Here is a 17,963-nt window from a genome sequence, read left to right as displayed (position 1 = left end):
GGTCAGGCGGTCGGTTGCCTCTGTTTGATGAGGTGGACGCTGCCATCCGGGGTGTCGTCAGCGTAGGTGAGGGCGTAGCCGGCGCGTTCGTACATCTTGATGTTGCTCGTGCTGCGGTGGCCGGTGAACAGCTCGTAGTGCGTGGTTTCCTCGGGGGCCTGCTGTTCGGCGTATGAGAGAAGCCAGGAGCCGATGCCGTTTCCGGCCTGGTCGGGCGCCACCATGAGGCGACCGACCAACCACCCACGGCCGCGTGCCTGGGCTCGGACCGCTGCGACGAGGCGTCCGTGTCGACGTACGCACCACAGCTGCCATGTCGACGTCGATTCGCGCAGTTCGTCGAGGGTTTCCCGGAGCGGCGACAGGTCGAGCGTGTCGTTCGCGAGGGCCTCCTGCACCCAGCAGCACCGCTGGAGGACGAGCAGCTCGGCGAGGTCGTCCGGCTGGGCGATGGTCAGCCGTAGTCCTTCGACCGGCCCGGGCACGTTGGCGACGTCAGTGTCCGGTTCGGTGCGTAGGGGCCGCATCGCCGAGGCCACCCGGGTCAACTCAAGCAGCATCCTGCGAGCCGTGTCGTCGAGTCCCGCGGAACGGAGGACCTGCCCGTCCTGGGTGCTGTCGGCGATGCGGAGGGCGACGGTGGTGCCGATGGGCATCATCTTCAAGGTGGTGACGACCTGCTTCGTCATCTGCACCGACCGGGTGCCGGCCGAGGTGTTGCCGTAGCTGACGAATCCCACCGGCTTCCACGCCCACTCGTGGTAGAGGAAGTCCAGAGCGTTCTTCAACCCCGCTGGCATGCCGTAGTTGTACTCGGGTGTCACCACCACGAATGCGTCAGCTGCGGCAACCCGCTGGCTCCACGCGCGAGTGTGCTCGTGGACGTAGATGCCACTGGAGGGATGCTCGGGCTCGTCGAGCAGCGGCAGCCCGATGTCGGCCAGGTCCGCGACGTCGAGAGTGATCCGGGCCGCTGCGGCTGTCGGGAGGGTCGCCTGGACGAACCAGTCGGCAATTGCTGGTCCCAGCCGTCCGGGGCGGGTGCTCGCGACGATGACCAGGACGTTCAGTGGGGCAGTCTCTGCGTTCAATGACATGTCAACGAACATAACCGAGCTTTCGATGACGTGTCAACGAGATGTAGTGTGACCGCGTGGACACTGCCTGGTTGAGCGAGGACGAGGAACACGCCTGGCGCGCTTTCCGGCGCCTGCTGACGACGCTGCCGGCGCGGCTCAACCGGGACCTGGCCCGCGACTCAGGGCTGTCGCCGGCCGACTACGAGGTGCTGAGCACGCTGTCGGAGAAGCCGAACCGCCGGTGGGCGCTCAAGGACCTCGCCCACAAGATGGAGTGGTCGCGCAGCCGACTGTCCCACCACGCGACCCGAATGGAGGCGCGCGGACTCATCGACAAGGAGCCCGACCTACAGGACGCGCGGGGCTGCATCCTGCACCTGACCGACGACGGCTTCAGGGTGCTGGATGAAGCTGCCCCACACCATGTCGTTTCCGTACGCGCGCGGTTCCTCGATCATCTAAGTCCCGACGAGCTCGAGGTGCTGCGCAAACTTTCGACCCGGATCTCCGACCTGCCGGACTGACGGCACGAGAGATCGGACGACGACGACACCGCCAGCGGCCGCGGACTCGTCAGTCGGCGGCGATCTGCTCGACGGATTGCGCGGCGATAGCGAGCAGTGCGGAATCTCCGGATCGGGCGTACGTGTCGCTCACGGCATCAACGAACTTGATCGCGTGCGGGTCTCCGCTGTCTGTTGCGCGGCGCGTGACCTCATCGAGGCTCAGGTTGGTGCCAGCGGACGGGACGGGCCGGGCCTCGGCCGGGGCGTAAGCGGCGGTAACGGCAGCTGTTGCCGCCCAGGCGGCGGCGAGGCTCGGCACCCAGAGCGTTTGCGGTAGAGCCGGCAACGCACGCAGGACCGCGTTCGGCGCGGTCGCGGCGTGGACGAGCATGACAGGGCTCGCGTACCCGTGGGTGCCGTGCCGGACCACCGCGGCATCGACGATCCCCGCGAGCCGTGTCGGCACGTCGTCCCTGTTGTTTCCGGGCACCGCGCCAGCTACGGAAGGCCACCGGCTCAGGTCGGCCAGTTGGGCGAGGCGGGCTCGAATGCCGGACCGCTGGTCGGGTACGCGGGGTACCGCGTCGAGCGCGGACCGGGCGTCGGTTGTCGGGTACGGCCCGGCGCCCGGCGGCGACCATGCTGCCTCGACAGTCACCGGACCGGCCGGACAGGTCTTCGTCAAGGCGGCCTCCGGTGAGCTGAGCGTGTGGTCGCTGCGCTACGAACTGGCGGCAACCCGGACCATCGACCGGCACCCGCCCGCAGTCCTGTGGCATTTCGAATCCGATGGCTGGCTGGTGGTGGGGACCGAGCACCTTGCCGGCCCCCACCCCGACCTGTCCCCAACGATCGTGGACTGGGCGTGGGCAACCAAGGCCACGCCCGGGCGTGCTGAACGTCGTTGACATGATGGGCCGGTGACCGAACCGGTGTTTCGATACCACCCTGATCCCTTGGCCACCGGCTCGGCGGTGCGCATTCAGCACGAATGCAGCGTCTGCGGTCAACTTCGGCAAACTCGATACCGGGGACCGATTTACGGCAGACAGCCCGAGAGCCTCTGCCTGCACTGTATTTACTCCGGGGCGGCCTCCAGGGCATTCAGCGTCGCCGCCGCCGCCACTGATGGCAGCGACATCCTGGAGATGCCTGCCGAGTTCAGCGACGCAGTCGACGTGCCTGACGACGTGCCGCATCACGTCATCGAGGAGATCACTCGCCGGACCCCCGGCTTCACCGGTTGGCAGCAAGAGTCATGGCTCTACCACTGCGGCGACGGCGCGGCATTCCTCGGCCCAGCTGCCTATCGCGATGTCGAACCTCATCCGGACGCCCTGAACATGCTTCGCGCGAGCCACCGGCAACTCGGCTGGACACCCGAGGAAACCGAACAGTTCCTACACCGGCTCGACCGCAACGGTGAGCCCACCGCGTATCTGTTCCAATGCCTGCACTGCCGGACCCACCTCGCGTCCTGGGACATCGGTTAACTGCGCCTTATCGCCGATACGCAGACGCACTCTCGTCGACATGAGCGGAAGCCGCCCTACCGCCTCTGCGGTGGCACCAACGCTGACGCCTTCGGAATCGCCGAAGAGGTCATCGTCCAGGAAGCCGCCGATCACGGCGGACGTGGTCATGTGAGATTCGATGCTTTCGCTATGGCGCTCCTTCCACCGTCGGTGGGGTGAGCCGCGAGACGACGAGTTCGACGCCTGGGACGCTCCGTCTGGTGCTAGACGGTGCGGCTACCGGGAGGCGTGATGAGCCTGGCAGGACAGGCTGGCGAGGTCGGCAGTGTGTTTCGCCTGCGCTTCGCGGTCCGGCTGATCGATGTTGTCCGTGAGGTGATTTGCGGAAGTGCCTGGCGTGTCGACCCGCCCGGAACCTGACCAGGTAGCTCTAGAAGCCAAGCGGAACCACGTTGCAGCTTTCAGGCGCAGCCGACATGGCGCTGTTCAACCTGGCTCAGACGATGCAAAGATCGCCGGTGACGGTGTAGAAGCTGCTGTCGCGTCCGAATGCCTGAGACCAGCGGGCAGCGTCACTAACCCCGGCAGATCCGCCCAACCCGGCAGCGGCCAGCTGGGCCGGTTTCCAACCGGAGGCCAGCAGATTCGTCCACTGTGGGCCGCTGAGGGTCAACACTCGCAGCGCAGGGAACGCCGCGATCACGTCGATGTCCGACACGGCGGCCCCCGATAGATCTAGACGGATCAGGTTCGGCAGGGTGGCCAGCTCGGCGACCGGCGTAGGCTCGTCGTTGCCGCTCAAGGTGAGGTCAATGAGGCTCGGCGGCAGCGCCGCAAGTTCCCATCGGGCCGCCTCCACGTGCAGGCGTTCGATCTGCAGCACGGCGGCACGAGTCAGATCGACGCGTGGGACCTTTCCACGTATCACTAAAGATCGAAGGTTGGTGAAGGGCTCGAACTCAGCCAAGGAGACCGGGGCTTCCGTGCGGAGCACAACGCCCTGCGCCGTCACCGGCAGGTCCGCGGTCTTGTCAGCCCTGATCTCGGGGTCGGACGGTGAGGGGCGCTCGTTGCCAAGAGTCGCGATCGCGCGGCGGAGCAGGTCGGTGACCGAGACGGCGACATATTCGACCGGCGCCCACACGTCTCGCCCGTGCGTGACCACCTGACCGATGCGGCCCTGCGGTCCCGGATCGAGATCGACGGCCGCGAAGTTCATGCCGTAGTCGCGGGCGAACGTCACCCAGCCGTTGCTCGAGGACACGCGCCGCACATGCCCGGCCGGCATGCACTCGAAGATCATCGCGTCGTCAAACGGACCGTCGTGGTAACCGGGGTGGCTCTTCCGGTTCCACTCGACGAGCACGTCCAAGGGTGCGAGAACGAACGGGTCGAGCAGTCCCGACTCGCCGCTATCGTCACGGATCAGCCGGTAGAGGGCCCGCAGATCCTCCGGCAGCCGTAGCCCGAGGTGCTGTTCGGCGGCGAGGATCTCCTCCTCGGAGCAGCCGGTCGCGTACCCCTGCGAATGATGCCGTGCGGCGAACTGGCCGACCAGCCGCTCGACCTCGGCAAGGACCGCCGGATCGGTGACACCGGTATCGGTGGTGCCAGGCTCACGGGCTGGCGGCAGTTCATGCCCGGGCAGACGGTAGTCCTCGTCGAGGACGATCCGGGCCGGCAACGACGGTACGTCCCGCGACCAGTGGATTGTGTAGCGCCCGCTCGGATCACCAATCATCTCGACGACCAGTCCACCGCCGGCAACCCCGGGCAGCGCAGCCATGGCATTGTTGAGGTCCAGGTTGTTCCAGCGACCGAGCAACGCCGGTTCACCGGCCATGGTGTAGGTCTGGCTCTGACTGCCATGCCGGTGCACGGTGGTCAGCTGGTAGCCGGGCTCCCTCAGGCCCGCCACGAACGCCTTGCCCAGCTGATGCAGAACCTCGTCGATCTGGGTCACGCCGGGATTGTGTCAGCAGCGCGCGACCAAGATTGTGGCACCCATGCAGGTGGGCACGGACAGGTGCGTTTGCGTCCAAGGGCTGCGTGGCGACCGCCCCAACCCCAGCCAACATCGGGCAAGTCACCCTGCGGGCGCTTCTTCGCCAGCCTGAATGCCGGGTCACACTTACTTGACGCGCTACATGAAGGCCATCCGGAACGGCGCTCGTCTAGTCCTATCCAAGGTGCCGCAGCGAAGTTCGCCGGCCCGAAGTGGCGGGCGGCCCCAGCGTGCTGGGAGCAGCAACTCGAAGATGGCCCGCCGGGCCGACAGGCGGCGGTCGGTCGTGAAGGTCAGCAGGCGACGGGTCATCGGCCCGTCCCGGTCGGCCTTGCCCCAATACCAGGTGTGTGACCGCACATCGCTGCCGGGGACAACAACATCACCCGAGACGATGCTCGCTTCCAGCCATCCCCAATCGCCCAGTGGCGACGCCAGCGCTGGGCCCGTACGAGGCGAAGCTGCAGACCGCAACGCTGCGATACCTGACCAGCTCCCGCGCGTACGCCACCAGCCTGGCCGAGAACTACGTGGGTCTGCCCCTCAGCTGACCTCGGCACCGGGTCGGCGGCGGCCCTCTATTGCTACTCATCGATTCGTGGTAGAAATCTTTCGCACTGCCCGTTCCCAGGCAATAATTTCTTCAGACGGAGGCAACGTGAGAGTCACTGCCGGGTGGCTGGCGAGTCTCACCCTTGCCGCAGCAATCGTGGCGCCCGCCGAGTCGATTGCTGTGGCCACGACACCCACACAAGCATCGACTGCAGTGACGCCGCTGGCCACCGGCCCGCAACCCGGCACCTTCACCGGCCGGGGATTCGACACCTGCGCCGCTCCGTCACAGACCACGATGAACGCGTGGCGGGCCAGTTCGCCCTACGGCGCGGTCGGCATCTACATCAGCGGGGCGAGCCGCTCCTGTTCCCAGCCCAACCTCACCGCAAGCTGGGTGGCCAACCAGACCAGCAACGGATGGCGGCTGATCCCCATCGAACTGGGTTACCAGGCGCCGTGCGGCACCCGCACACCGAAGATGTCCGCCGATCCCACCACCGCCCGGTCGCAGGGCGTCTCCGCAGCCAACAGCGCCGCGAATGCTGCCCAGGCACTGGGCATCGGCACTGCGAGCACCATCTACAACGACATCGAGCAGTACCCGTCGAACGCGTCGTGCCGGGCCGCCGTGCTGTCGTTCCTGTCCGGTTGGACCGAGCAGTTGCACGTACGGGGCTACCTCGCCGGCATGTACTCCAGCGGTTCGTCCGGCATCAAGGACGTCTGCGATGCATACGACAACCCGAGCTACACGCGACTCGACCAGATCTGGATCGCCTGGTGGAACGGGGTGGCTGACACGGATGCCGGAAGTTACTGCGCCGATGCCTACTACGCGAACCAGCAGCGCCTGCACCAGTACGCCGGGGAGGTCACCGAGACGTGGGGTGGCGTCACGATGAAGATCGACCGCAACTACCTCGACGTGAGGGTTACGCAGACCCCGCCGCAGCAGTGGACCACGACCATCGACAACAGCGCCTCAGGCGGGTTCACCGCGAGCACTGCATGGGGCACGTCGGCCTACTCCGGCCAACGGTTCGGCACCGACTACCGGTTTACCAGTCCGGTGTCGTCCAGCGACGTCGCCTGGTTCCGGTCGACCATCCCGGCGACCGGAAGCTATGAGATCTCAGTCTGGTACCCGGCCGACGCGGGCTACAACAACCAGACGCCATACCTTGTGGAGACCACTACAGGCAGCAGGTCCGTCTCGGTCAATCAGCGGGTCAACGGCGGTAGGTGGACCTCGATCGGCGTGTTCACCCTGGCTGCGGGCACGGGCAACAGGGTCGGCGTGAGTCGCTGGACCAGCGGCACCGGACTCGTAGTCGCCGACGCGGTGCGAATCACCCGGGTCTGAACCCCCTCGCGTCGGCCAGGTTCCTGCCGATCCCCGGGCACCGGAGCCGGCCTCCTTGAGGGTCCGGGACGCGACGATCTTCGGGTGGCCCGCCTCCCCAGTAGACAGTTGGAGCCGGCGGTTCGTACCCGACAGGCCCACCGGAGAAAAGACCCGGGATCGGGGTCGTCGGAAAACCTCTCGATTCGAGCGACGGGGATCGACCACAATGCCACAGTGGAACGCGAGCGCATGGTGAAGTTGAGCAAACGGATGTCGAAGGCACTCCGGCACGATCCCGACCGGGCCGGCCTGGTGCTCGATCCGGCCGGTTGGACTCCCGTCGACGCTCTGCTCGCCGCCCTACGGATCGAACGGGCCGAGCTGGACGCGGTCGTCGCCGGCAACGACAAGCAGCGGTTCGCTGTCGAGCGCGGCACCGACGGGGTGCTGCGGATCCGGGCCAACCAGGGCCACTCAGTCCCGGTGGACCTCGGGCTGCCCCCGGTCACCCCACCGGACCGGCTCTATCACGGCACCAGCGCTGGCGCGCTGGAGTCGATCCGGGCCGCCGGCCTGCACCGCGGCGGCCGGCACCACGTCCATCTCTCCGCCGACACCGAGACCGCCCACCGGGTCGGCGCCCGACGCGCTGGTCGGGTCGTGATCCTCACCATCGACGCGGCGGCGATGGACGCCGACGGGCACGTGTTCCACCGCAGCGCCAACGGCGTCTGGCTCACCAACGCGGTCCCTGCCAGCTATCTGCTCGATTGAACCCTGGCCAGGCCCGCACCGCTGTTTCCGGCGAGGTGCGCGCGGCCTCGAACGGGATGCGGCACCAGACATCCGGCGCGGCGTTCAACGCGGGTCTCCAGCGCACCGTCCATCGGGTTTTGCCTGCTCCGGTGAGGTCCAGGGACCGGGTCCGCAGATGCAGACACTTCATCGCGGCCAGCTCGTTCGGGAAGTGGCCGCGGGCATTGACCGCCCGCCGGGAGCGGGGGTTCAACGACTCGATCGCCTGCGTGGAGCAGATGGCCTTGCGGATCTCCACGTCATAGTCGACGAACGGGATGAAATCCGCCCAGGCGTTGTCCTACAGGCGGATCACCGCCGATACCGCCCGCCCACTTCTCCGCCAGGTCGTCGAACGCCGCCCTGGCCGCTTGGGCGCTGACGGCGGTGTCGTCTTTGGTCAACTGCCGGAGCAGCCCTTCCGGACCGTTCAGGGACAGCCTTCTACTTCGACCAGGCGCTGATTGGGAGACGGGGTTCATCGCTCGTCACTTTCAGCCACGTCGGAAAACGCGCCGAGACGCAACCGCGCTGCTACGTGGTCGACGAACCAGGCGAAGAAGCTGCTGGTCGGGTCGAGGCCTGCGCGGACCGCGTTGCGCCAATCCGGCTGGTCGAGCACCGCGAGGTAATGCTGCACAATGCGGTCCCGCTGCTCGGCCGTGCAGCCGCATCGGTTCGGAGGCTTGGCCGTCAGATAGTGGGCGATCATCGCGGCATCCATGTACCGGTTCGCTGTTGGCGGCTGCTGGGCGAGGTGAGCAGCATGCGCGGCCAACACGACTGGTGCCGGCGGGTAGTGCTCAAGGGTCAGGCCCATGCCACCGCAGTCCGCCATGATCCTCAGGAGCCGGCCGGTGTGATCGATCAGGTCATCGTCGGCATCAGCGCTGGTGATCGCTTCGTGCAGGTGCGCTGCGGTCGCAACATTGCCGGCGAAGTAGCCGTTGAGGTAGTCGCCGTCGCAGCCATGGCGCAGCAGCCATGGCCGGGAGTTGGCAGCGCCGTGTCGGCATAGCGCCTCAACGACGTAGACCCGGCCCCAGCCGGCGACGCGCTCGGCGAGCCACTGCAGTGCTTCTACACCTCCACGGCGGCGTTGCAACGCGTCTGCGGCTAACGGCCCAAACTGGTTCGACAGCAGACCGATGGTTTGGATCAGCGGGATGTCATCCTCGGCCCAATCGGCGGCCAGCAGCGCAAGTCCGACCGTGGCGGCATTGCGGTCGTTGCTGTGCCGCACCAACCACCGGCCGGTCTGCCGCATGCGCTGCCGATCCGCGCGCAGCGCCGCGGCAACGATGTGGTCGTTGCGATGGATCGGGACGTAGGCATCGCGGAAGGCGTCGACAAGTTCACTCGCCTGCGCCTCCGGCCGGCTGAAGTGCTTGTCGAGGATGACAGCGACATCGGCTCCGTAGAGGCGTCGATCCCTCACCCGCCGGGCTGACGGTCGCGAACGGTGGCGGTCTTCATCCGGATACGGCTTACCGTCGTGAGGCAGAGCACTGTCGGGATGTTGCTGATGGAGACGTAGAGCGTGCTCGAACAGGGTGATCCGGGGTCCGAGCAGTTCAGGCTCAATCGTCACGCTCACCGGCGGACGGAGGACTCGATTCTTTCGATCATGGCCGCGATGATCCCACCCTCACGCACACTTCAGCAATCGGCAGCGCCTTTCAAGCCAGCAGTTGACACCCGCAGAAGTGCAGATCAGCACACGCCTTCACGAACAGCGGCTCCTTGTTGGTACGCCTGTGCGGGGTCGATCAGGTGTGCGGCCTGATGCTCAACAGGCAACTGCCGCCACTTGTCCGACCTGACCGCCTCCTCGTGTCAGGCGATCGGCTCGCCACCGTCGCCCAATTCGACCGCCGCCGAGACCCGCGCCACCTCCACGCGCGCTGGCCCCAGAGCCGGTTTGGTAGTGGCCCTGGTCGCCGTCGACCCGCTCGGCTATCTCGCAGGCTGGCCGATCAGCTCTGCCACGCTGCCGTGGTCGCAGCAGGTGGCGGCGCACCGCGGTCGGGCTTGCTTCAGGCCTCTGTCGCATCCTGTGGACGACATGGCAGTGATCCACCGCCACCCGCACCCTGGTCTGTCGGGGCTCGTCCATACACTGCCGCGCATGAGTTCGACGTACTCGCAAAAGTTCATCGATCCGTTCCGCGCCAAGGCGGCCGAGCAGAGCATTCCGCCAACCGATGTCGAACGATGGATTAGCGACCTCCGCCCGTTTGCGACGCTCCTCCCTTACGGAGACGGGCCGGTGGCGGGCCGGTGGGGTGGCAACCCGTGGCTTCCGGCCGACGTGCCCCACCCACCGTTCACTCTTGTCGCCTCGATCGATTGCGCGGCTCTGCCTGCCGAGGCGACAGACCTGCCCCTGCCCTCCGACGGTCAGCTGCTGCTGTTCTCCGACGACGACGGCGACGGGTGTTGCGATTTCGGCGGCACGGTGCTGTATGTCCCCGCAGGAGCAGCCGTCGCCGAGCGGCCCTGGAGCGATGAAGACGAGAACGAAGACAATGAAGACGGAGATGGCCCGTGGCCGGTGGAGAGTCTGCGTTTGACGATCGTCCCCTATCGCCCTCTCAACCCTGCCGACGACAGCAACACTTCCGAGCATCCGCGCGGCAAGGACCTGGCCAGGGCGTGGGAAGAATCGCAGGAATACCCGCTCGACGAAAGAGGGGTGCAGTTGGGCGGCTGTCCCATCGAGCTCAACAACGGTCCCATTGACGCAGCCTTAGAGGCCGCCGATCCGACGGCTTCGACCGGCGGCGCACGGCCGCCGGTCCCCGGCACGGAACCACCGAAGGACGAGGACTGGGTTCTGCTGGCCTCGGCGGATGGCACCGACATGGTCAACGGTGGGGAGCAGAACCTCATCAGCTGGGTGATTCCGCGCCAGGATCTGGCCGAACTGCGCTTCGACCGGGTCTACGTCCACCTGGACGGGGCGTGATCCGATGCGGCAGGCGGCGCACGTCACGCTGACGCTCGCTGAAATCCGAACGACGACTGAGACCAAGCGGACCACCTTCGGCCTGCTGCGCGCACGCGCCACCTAGTGCCCTGACCACACGTTGCTCACCCTCGACGCCGCACCGGCCGACACGCAGACCAGCGGCTGCTGCGCCAGCTGATGCCCACCACCATCATGGTGCCCGCCGACCCTGTAGTTGGCGGGCACCACGGGTGGCGCATCGTCGCCGCCCTCGCCGTCACCTCCACCATCGACTGCGGCACTCTCTACCACGTACGCCTACGCCGTCCTGCTCACCCCGATGGCCGCCACCCTCGGCGCTTCCACCACCGCCACCACCGGCGCGCTCACCACGAGTGTCCTTGCCGGTGCCCTCGCAGCGATCCCCGTCGGACGGTGGCTCGACCACCACGGCGGACGCGCCCTGATGACCACCGGCTCGATCACCGCCACCGCCCTGCTGGTGGCCTTCGCCTCCGCCGATGGCTCAAGCCGCTTCTTCCTTCCGGTCTGATCGTTCAGTGCCGCGGTCATCACGGCACGCTCCTCAGGCACAACGCCCGGCAGGTCAGGCCTGAGAGCCTTTGAATTCACAGGAGCGCTCATCCGAGGGTGAAGCGGAAGAAGCGGGGGCGGTAGATGCCCGGGTCGCGGTAGTGGTCCGCGTCGGGGGAGATACGGGTGTCCATGCTGTTGACGTTGTACGAGGCGATGAACGTGTCGCCAGAGCTGAGTGCCGCGTGCACGTGGGCGTTGTACGAGATGACGTTCGGATTCCAGTAGCTGCCGTACGGACCGGGTTCCGGCATCCGGTAGACCGGGGTTTTGTCGGTGAAGGGACCGTACGGTGAGCAGGACGTCCACGCGTTGATCTGACCGCTGAACGCCAGGGTGCTGTCCTGGCTGAGCAGGAGGAACTGTCCGCCCCAGGGGGTGACGCTGTATTCGTTGGCGATGCCGGTCAGCAGGTTGCGCGAGTTCTGCTCTCGGAACGTCCAGCCCCACGGCGTGTGGTACTGCCAGGTGCCGCTGGCGAGGTCGCTTCCGTACACCCGGGCGATGCGCATCTGCTTGTTGATCGGGGAGTCGTCCACGCCGTAGACGTAGGTGTAGCCGTCGCCGCTGCGGCTGGCCGGCAGCAGCCCCGAGCCCCAGGCGACGCCGCTGGCCGAGGGCAGCTGTCGGACGCTGACCGGGGTTCGTAGGTTGGACAGGGCGAAGTTCGCCACCACGTTGCGGTTGAATCGCCAGTCCCAGGCGCCGGACCCGAAGCGCTCGTACTCCTGGTACACCACCTGCAGCTGACCGCCGGAGACGTGGCCGTCGCCGACCCAGTACCACTTGCCGGGTCCGGACGGAGGCATCAACGCCCGGGGGGCCCCGGCGGTGCCGCCCTGATACGTGGTCAGGCTGCCGCCGTTCTGCACCACGAACGTGTTGTTCACCAGCGGTGCGCTCACTGGTCTGGTGCCGTCGCCGTTGAGCGGCCCCATCCAGGTGTCGGAGAACAGCCAGACGATCCGCCCGTCGGGCAGCTTCACCGAGTACGTGGAGTCGCCGCCGGTCCAGCCGTCCGGCGTGCTGGCCGCGTACCGGTTGAATGTGCCCTCCGGCTCGACGGTGGTCTCCACGCTGTTCACCGACAGCGGCCGCAGGACGCACGAGCGGCCTGTGAGCGGCAGTGTGGTCTCCACGTAGGTGCTGAACGTCTTCGGGCTGCTGTCCGCGTCGGCGGAGTGGACGTCCAGCTCGGTCCAGGTAGTCACCAGGGTGGCGACCATGGGGTACGCGAAGTCCGCCACGGTGATCAGACCGCCGGCGTCGGGGTAGCGCACCGTCTGGATGCTCGGGTACTTCACCTGCGTGCCAGCGCTGCCGGCCGGCGACCAGATGACCACCGCGGAGCTGCGGTTGGCGTCCTTGCTCGTGTCGATCAGCAGCGTCGAGCAGTACCCGCAGCCCGGGTCGCCAGAATTCTGAACGGCCCGGAAATCATGGTAGACGGCGCCGCCCTTACGCAGGATGTCCTGGTACTCCACGTGCGTGCCAGCGGGTGTCGAGTGACTCTTGCGGGCCGGCCTCGCGCCGCCAAGAACGTCACCGCTCGTCCCACTCAGGGCGGAGATGTTGTCACGCCACAGTTTCGTGTCGGTATCCGTGTAGCCATAGCTGCGCCACGCGTCCACCGTCGGGGCGGGGGCGGCGTTCGCCTTGGCCAGCCGATAGTTGGCGATGTGGTAGCCCAGCAGCATGTCCTTGAAGTTCAGGCCGTAGCCCTGCGCGGCGTGCCGGATAGCCTCGATCGGCAGATGGTCGTGGTCCCGGATGCTTTCCCAGGTCCGCCGCACGAAGACCGGGTCGATCTGCTCGGTAAGGTAGGTGGGTAGCAGGAACGCGCCGTACTGCGGGCCCCCTCCCAGGCCGCCCCACGAGTTGAGCGCCGACCCTGGTTTGCTGAGCACGTCGTAGACGTTGCGCGCATACAGCTTCTCCTCGCCGGGGATGGGCACGTACGGCTCGCGGGCGTAGGTCTGGTGGGCGGCCCACTCGGCGGTGGCCTCCATCCACCAGTTCATTGAACCGAACTCCTCACCGCGCACGAGGGTGGCGAGGAAATCGAGGCTGACGTCAGACTTGTCCCAGTACTGGTACTGCATGACGTGGAACAGCTCATGCCGGGGCAGGTAATCCCAGTCGTCCTGCCCGTTGGGCACCAGCATGGTGGCCTGCTGATTGAGCCCGAACGGCAACACGAAAGGCGCGTCAATCTCCAACCCGAGGCCGCCGACGACAGGGATCTCGTCAACGCCGTAGACCAACACCCACGGCTTGCCGTCGCGCACCGGCAGCGGGTAACCCATCTCGCGATACTCGTCGACAGCGATCGCGAGCGAATTCAGCAGGTGCTGGACCGCCTTGGCCCGCCCGTTGGAATGGTAGTCCGCCGGAATGCCCGGTCGGCCTGCTCCGGCGATGTTGAACAGGATGAGGAACTCGCCAGCGGATGCCCGGCAGCGGTAGGTGACACCGAGATAGTCGAACGGCTCGGCGGCGCAGTCGTCGTAGCCGGCCGCCGCAGGGGCGGCAGCCGGCGCGGCGACGTCCGGCGCGATCATCCTCGCCGCCTCGGGCTCAGTGTTCGCTGCCAGCATCGAGAGGTAGGTCAGGTACCGCTGCGGGTCGCGGATGGCACCGGTCTGCCGTAGGTGGGCGGGTACTGCCCGGGGCGAGTGAAGCGCGGTGAGTCCGTACCGCACCGCGTCGTCCCGGGAGAGCTTTCCCCGGTGGTACGCCGAGAGGATCCGTTCGTCGGGTCCAAAGTCGGGCGGAGTGACTGCCTTGTGGGGCGCAATGCTGGGCGGGGCCTCCTCGAACGGCTTGGGCCTCGGGACCGGCGGGGTGTTCAGGTCCGGCTTGGGGGTGTGCGGCGCTGGAGCGGTGCCAATGGCACGGCTGGCGGCTCGCGCGGTGTCTGGGTCGTGGGCTGCCTGCGCAGCGCCACTGGTAGACACTGCCCCGGTCAGAACTACCGTCGCTATGACCAGAGCCAGGGTCTTCCTCATCTACCGCTCCTAGCTGGAGGTTGTGGGACGTTTCGGGTTGCGCGTGCGGATCTGAGGTGCGTTGAGCAGCCACTGTGGATTCTGTCGACCGCCATGTGAGCCGAGGTTTCGCCCATGGGCGTGTTCGGGATTGCGGGCTACATCGCGAGGATGCTGATGCCGATCATGCGTGCGCCGGTCTCGGTACGCGGGCGGTGCGTGCTGCCCGGAGCAAACACCACGTAACTGCCCGGGCCCAGGCGGTGACCCCGATCGATGAACTCTCCCGACACCACGTAGTAGCGCTCTTCGCCGTCGTGCACGTCCACCTCTGGCCACTCCGTTCCCGGGGCGAAGTCGTACATCCAGCCGCGGGCCCGCTCGGTCGCCGGCAGGCGCCGTCCGACGATGCCGGGGACGACCTCGACGGGTTCCACCTCATCGACCTGCAGAATCTGCACGTCATCGGATTCATGCGTCACGCAGTCATGATCGTCGTGTCGGCCCTTGCCGGCCAGTGTCTGGAATGACGTTGCCAGGTACATTCTTGCCATGATCATTCATCGGGTGGTCGCTCTCGTCCTGCCGCCGCAGTCCACGTTCGAACTCGCGTGTGTCGCTGAGGTGTTCGGCGTGCAGCGCCCCGGCCTACCAGTCAGCTACCGCTTCGAGGTGTGTGCCGAGCAACCGGGCATCGTGTCCACGATGGCGGGATACGACATGGCGGTCACCAGTGGGCTGCACGCGCTCGAGACCGCGGACACGGTGGTGATCCCCGGCTGGCAACGCCGCGAGCAGCCCGCTCCGCCCACCGTGATCGATGCGCTGCAGCGCGCCCACAGGCGCGGCGCCCGCATCGTCGCCATCTGCTCCGGCGCCTTCCTACTCGCCCACACCGGGCTCCTCGATCGGCGCAGGGCGACCACTCACTGGCGGATGGCCGCCGAGTTCGGTGCCCAGTTTCCGGACGTGCACGTCGAAGCCGACAGTCTGTACATCGACCATGGCGACGTCGCGACCAGCGCAGGCACCGCGGCCGGCATCGACCTGTGCCTGCACCTGGTCCGCAATGACCACGGCGCCGCTCACGCCAACCAGATCGCCCGGCACATGGTCATGCCGCCACATCGCGAGGGCGGGCAGCTGCAGTACGCGGCAGCACCCCTGTCCGCGCGTACCCCGGTGTCCGTGGCCCCCGTCCTCGACTGGGCCGCGGAGAGACTGCACGAGCCGCTCACCGTCAACGACCTCGCCGCACGGGCCAAAATGTCCCCGCGCACCCTCGCCCGCAGATTCACCGCACAACTGGGTATCAGCCCAGGACAGTGGCTGCTCCAGCAACGCATCACGGCCGCGCGAGCCCTGTTGGAGGAGACCGAACTGCCGGTCGAGACAATTGCGACCAGAGTGGGCCTATCCACGGCCACCAACCTGCGCCGCCGTTTCCGCACCACGGTGAACACCACACCGACCGCCTACCGCCGCTCCTTCGGCCGCGGCGCGAGCACCTAGACCGCAGGCCACGACGCCGAGCCCGAGCTGCCTCTCCGGCAACTCGACAGCGGGCGGGCCTCTCGCCCGTCGTCCGAGCCGGCACCGCTATTCCGCGGGCCCTGGCGTCTCGGACCACCTGGCCCTCCGGCGCGTTGTGCTTGCGGCGATCGTAGTGGTGCGCCACTCGCACCCGGTCTTCGCAGGAGTTGCTGCACACTCGCGGTCAGGCCGGTCACGGAGGATCAGCAGTGCGCGGCCGGGCGCCATGCAGGTGCCCAGGACTTAGCTGCTGTACGACAGCAGAAAGGCCACCTCCCGAACCCGGGAAGCGGCCTTTGACCTGCGGAACTGAGAGTGGGCGATGCTGGTATCGAACCAGCGACCTCTTCGGTGTGAAACAGGACGCCGCACCCACTCTGACCTGCGGCAACGTGGAGCCGCAGGCAGGGTGGGTCCAGCTACGCGCCGTTGGGTGCTGTTCGGTGCAGTTGGAGGCCGTTCAGTGCACCCTGTTGCTCCCCATCTGCTCCCCCGACCCCGGGCTCGTGACCGGGCTGCTGCCGCCGAGTTGGGATGGACGGTGCTGCACGTCGTTGGGCAACGGATCGTGGCTGCTGGCCCCAGCAACCTCGGCTCACGCCGGCGCCCGGCCTGCCCGGCCTGCTCCCACGGCCCCGGCCATCACTGGCCGCCTTCATGGACGCCACGCCTCATCGGCGGCAGATCCAGACGCGTCAGACCGTTACGAGGCAATGCGGGACCCAGTAGGTTTGCCCGCATGTCACCGATCCCGGCGCCGCTGCTACCCGAAACGCGACGTGCGCTGGTCCACCGACTGGCCACCGGTCAGGTAGCGGGTCGGGCGCCTTCGGTCGTCGCTGCCGTGGTACGTGACGGCCGTTCTGTGTGGATGGACGGGCGGGGAGAGGTGGACGGCAGGGTGCCGGATGGCAACCTCCAATACCGGATCGGCTCGATCACCAAGACCTTCCTGGCGGTACTGGTGCTGCGCCTACGCGACGAGGGGCAACTCGCGCTCACCGACCCGCTGGCCGAGCACCTGCCCGACACGACGGCCGGCCAGGCCACGATCGGTGCGCTGCTGGCGCACACCGCCGGGCTGATCGCTGAGGCGCCCGGCCCATGGTGGGAACGAACCCCCGGCACGCTGCGACCCGATTTGGCCGACGTGCTGGGCAGCGATCCGCAGGTGCATCCGCCCGGACAACGCCACCACTACTCCAACCCCGGCTATGCGCTGCTCGGCGCGCTGGTGCAACGGGTTCGGGGCCAGGCGTGGGGCGAGGTGCTACGACGCGAGGTGCTGGACCCGCTCGCGATGACCCGCACCACCCTGCTGCCGGTCGCGCCGCATGCCACGGGCTGGGCAGTGCATCCCTGGGCCGATGTGCTCCTCGCGGAGCCCGCCGTGGATACCGGTCTGATGGCGCCTGCCGGACAGCTGTGGTCGACCGCAACGGACCTGGCCAGGTTCGCCGCGTTCCTCATCGACGGCGACGACCGGGTGCTCCATCCGGACACCGTCGCCCAGATGCGCGGCCCGGCGAGCCCACCGGAGCCGAGGGACTCAGACAGCGGCTACGGGCTCGGCATGCAGCTGCTGCGCCGCGACGGCCGGCTATTGTCCGGGCACACCGGCTCGATGCCGGGCTTTGTCGCGACCGTGTGGGTCAGCCCCGATGACGCTCTGGGCGCTGTCGTTATGGCTAACGCGACCGCCGGCCTGTCCGCCGGTGCTCTCGCCGCTGACCTGCTGCAGACGGTCGCCGAGCGGGAGCCGCGGATCCCTGCGCCGTGGCGACCGCTGCCCTCAGTTGACCCACAGCTACTGGATCTCGCCGGTCCGTGGTACTGGGGGCCGGCCCCTTATGTGCTGCGCCCGCAGGCTGATGGCTTCGTGGATTTAGCCCCGCTGTCCGGCGGGCGCGGCACCCGGCTGCGCCCCACCGACGACGGCGGCTGGGAGGGGATCAACGGCTACTTCGCCGGCGAACGGCTGCGGGTGCAACGCGACGCGGCTGGCGCCGTCAGCCACCTCGATCTTGGCACCTTCATCTTCACCCGGCAGCCCTACGACCCCGCAGCGTCAGTGCCCGGCGGTATCGACCCGGCCGGTTGGCGGGCCGGCTGACCTCACGACGCACTGATCTCGTCATG

Annotated in this window: 16 protein-coding genes and 1 pseudogene; 10 read left to right on the top strand and 7 right to left on the bottom strand. The window is 67.5% G+C overall.

Translation table 11 applies throughout. From position 1 onward, the window contains the following. Positions 1-2 precede the first annotated feature (2 nt). On the bottom strand, positions 3-1,097 hold the full coding sequence (locus tag CLT68_RS15420; protein WP_099857200.1) for a bifunctional NAD(P)H-dependent oxidoreductase/GNAT family N-acetyltransferase: 1,095 nt from the start codon (positions 1,095-1,097) through the stop codon (positions 3-5). Positions 1,098-1,168: 71 nt separating this feature from the next. Here CLT68_RS15420 and CLT68_RS15415 point away from each other — a divergent pair, with 71 nt between their 5' ends. Beyond that, a complete protein-coding gene (locus CLT68_RS15415; RefSeq protein ID WP_197699598.1) occupies positions 1,169-1,603 on the top strand; it encodes a MarR family winged helix-turn-helix transcriptional regulator in 435 nt (144 codons plus the stop codon). 49 nt (positions 1,604-1,652) lie between these two features. On the opposite strand, the gene CLT68_RS15410 is transcribed toward CLT68_RS15415, so the two are convergent. After that, entirely contained in the window at positions 1,653-2,075 is a 423-nt protein-coding gene (locus CLT68_RS15410) for a hypothetical protein (protein WP_143743193.1), read from the bottom strand. 58 nt (positions 2,076-2,133) lie between these two features. Between CLT68_RS15410 and CLT68_RS33805 the strand changes: the two genes are divergently transcribed. Continuing rightward, positions 2,134-2,493: a hypothetical protein gene (locus tag CLT68_RS33805; protein ID WP_486482185.1), complete on the top strand. Its 360-nt coding sequence runs from the start codon at positions 2,134-2,136 to the stop codon at positions 2,491-2,493. Positions 2,494-2,505: 12 nt separating this feature from the next. Then, positions 2,506-3,078, top strand: coding sequence for a CbrC family protein (locus CLT68_RS15400; RefSeq protein ID WP_099851682.1), 573 nt, complete (start codon positions 2,506-2,508; stop codon positions 3,076-3,078). Between the two features lie 478 nt (positions 3,079-3,556). Here CLT68_RS15400 and CLT68_RS15395 read toward each other — a convergent pair whose 3' ends face one another. Beyond that, entirely contained in the window at positions 3,557-5,023 is a 1,467-nt protein-coding gene (locus CLT68_RS15395) for an SMI1/KNR4 family protein (RefSeq protein WP_099851680.1), read from the bottom strand. Positions 5,024-5,490: 467 nt separating this feature from the next. On the opposite strand from CLT68_RS15395, the gene CLT68_RS33800 reads away from it, so the two are divergent. From CLT68_RS33800 to CLT68_RS15380, 3 genes are all read left to right on the top strand, one after another. Next, entirely contained in the window at positions 5,491-5,616 is a 126-nt protein-coding gene (locus CLT68_RS33800) for a hypothetical protein (protein ID WP_486482184.1), read from the top strand. Positions 5,617-5,831: 215 nt separating this feature from the next. Further along, positions 5,832-6,983 carry a glycoside hydrolase domain-containing protein gene (locus CLT68_RS15385; RefSeq protein ID WP_486482183.1) on the top strand — a complete coding sequence of 384 codons (1,152 nt, stop codon included), beginning with the start codon at positions 5,832-5,834 and terminating at the stop codon, positions 6,981-6,983. A gap of 231 nt (positions 6,984-7,214) precedes the next feature. Next, positions 7,215-7,739: an RNA 2'-phosphotransferase gene (locus CLT68_RS15380; protein WP_199177228.1), complete on the top strand. Its 525-nt coding sequence runs from the start codon at positions 7,215-7,217 to the stop codon at positions 7,737-7,739. 79 nt (positions 7,740-7,818) lie between these two features. On the opposite strand, the pseudogene CLT68_RS33795 reads toward CLT68_RS15380, so the two are convergent. Both CLT68_RS33795 and CLT68_RS15370 read right to left on the bottom strand, forming a co-directional pair. After that, positions 7,819-8,149 (bottom strand): annotated as a pseudogene (locus tag CLT68_RS33795) (transposase); the annotation flags it as partial. 89 nt (positions 8,150-8,238) lie between these two features. Further along, positions 8,239-9,357: a hypothetical protein gene (locus CLT68_RS15370; RefSeq protein WP_486482182.1), complete on the bottom strand. Its 1,119-nt coding sequence runs from the start codon at positions 9,355-9,357 to the stop codon at positions 8,239-8,241. Positions 9,358-9,570: 213 nt separating this feature from the next. On the opposite strand from CLT68_RS15370, the gene CLT68_RS15365 reads away from it, so the two are divergent. Together CLT68_RS15365 and CLT68_RS33790 are read left to right on the top strand one after the other, a co-directional pair. Continuing rightward, complete coding sequence (locus CLT68_RS15365; protein WP_143743192.1) at positions 9,571-10,728, top strand: DUF1963 domain-containing protein; 1,158 nt, start codon at positions 9,571-9,573, stop codon at positions 10,726-10,728. Positions 10,729-11,050: 322 nt separating this feature from the next. Further along, complete coding sequence (locus CLT68_RS33790) at positions 11,051-11,263, top strand: hypothetical protein (protein WP_486482181.1); 213 nt, start codon at positions 11,051-11,053, stop codon at positions 11,261-11,263. Between the two features lie 88 nt (positions 11,264-11,351). On the opposite strand, the gene CLT68_RS15355 is transcribed toward CLT68_RS33790, so the two are convergent. Beyond that, positions 11,352-14,312, bottom strand: a complete 2,961-nt coding sequence (locus tag CLT68_RS15355; protein ID WP_099851674.1) for a hypothetical protein — start codon at positions 14,310-14,312, stop codon at positions 11,352-11,354. A 137-nt stretch (positions 14,313-14,449) separates the two neighbouring features. After that, entirely contained in the window at positions 14,450-14,836 is a 387-nt protein-coding gene (locus tag CLT68_RS15350) for a cupin domain-containing protein (protein WP_199177056.1), read from the bottom strand. A 7-nt stretch (positions 14,837-14,843) separates the two neighbouring features. Here CLT68_RS15350 and CLT68_RS15345 point away from each other — a divergent pair, with 7 nt between their 5' ends. Beyond that, positions 14,844-15,803: a helix-turn-helix domain-containing protein gene (locus CLT68_RS15345; RefSeq protein ID WP_099851671.1), complete on the top strand. Its 960-nt coding sequence runs from the start codon at positions 14,844-14,846 to the stop codon at positions 15,801-15,803. Between the two features lie 760 nt (positions 15,804-16,563). Then, on the top strand, positions 16,564-17,937 hold the full coding sequence (locus CLT68_RS15340) for a serine hydrolase domain-containing protein (protein WP_099851669.1): 1,374 nt from the start codon (positions 16,564-16,566) through the stop codon (positions 17,935-17,937). The last annotated feature ends 26 nt before the right edge of the window (positions 17,938-17,963 follow it).

The sequence above is a fragment of the Micromonospora sp. CNZ299 genome (genome assembly GCF_002754415.1).
This window is presented reverse-complemented; position numbering and strand designations above follow the sequence as displayed.

Excerpts from the sequence above, each read along its gene's own strand:
- CLT68_RS33805 (WP_486482185.1), top strand. The coding sequence starts at position 2,134 with ATGCCGGACCGCTGGTCGGGTACGCGGGGTACCGCGTCGAGCGCGGAC.
- CLT68_RS15350 (WP_199177056.1), bottom strand. The coding sequence starts at position 14,836 with ATGTACCTGGCAACGTCATTCCAGACACTGGCCGGCAAGGGCCGACAC.
- CLT68_RS15355 (WP_099851674.1), bottom strand. The coding sequence starts at position 14,312 with ATGAGGAAGACCCTGGCTCTGGTCATAGCGACGGTAGTTCTGACCGGG.
- CLT68_RS15345 (WP_099851671.1), top strand. The coding sequence starts at position 14,844 with ATGATCATTCATCGGGTGGTCGCTCTCGTCCTGCCGCCGCAGTCCACG.
- CLT68_RS15340 (WP_099851669.1), top strand. The coding sequence starts at position 16,564 with ATGTCACCGATCCCGGCGCCGCTGCTACCCGAAACGCGACGTGCGCTG.
- CLT68_RS15420 (WP_099857200.1), bottom strand. The coding sequence starts at position 1,097 with ATGTCATTGAACGCAGAGACTGCCCCACTGAACGTCCTGGTCATCGTC.
- CLT68_RS15380 (WP_199177228.1), top strand. The coding sequence starts at position 7,215 with ATGGTGAAGTTGAGCAAACGGATGTCGAAGGCACTCCGGCACGATCCC.
- CLT68_RS33790 (WP_486482181.1), top strand. The coding sequence starts at position 11,051 with ATGGCCGCCACCCTCGGCGCTTCCACCACCGCCACCACCGGCGCGCTC.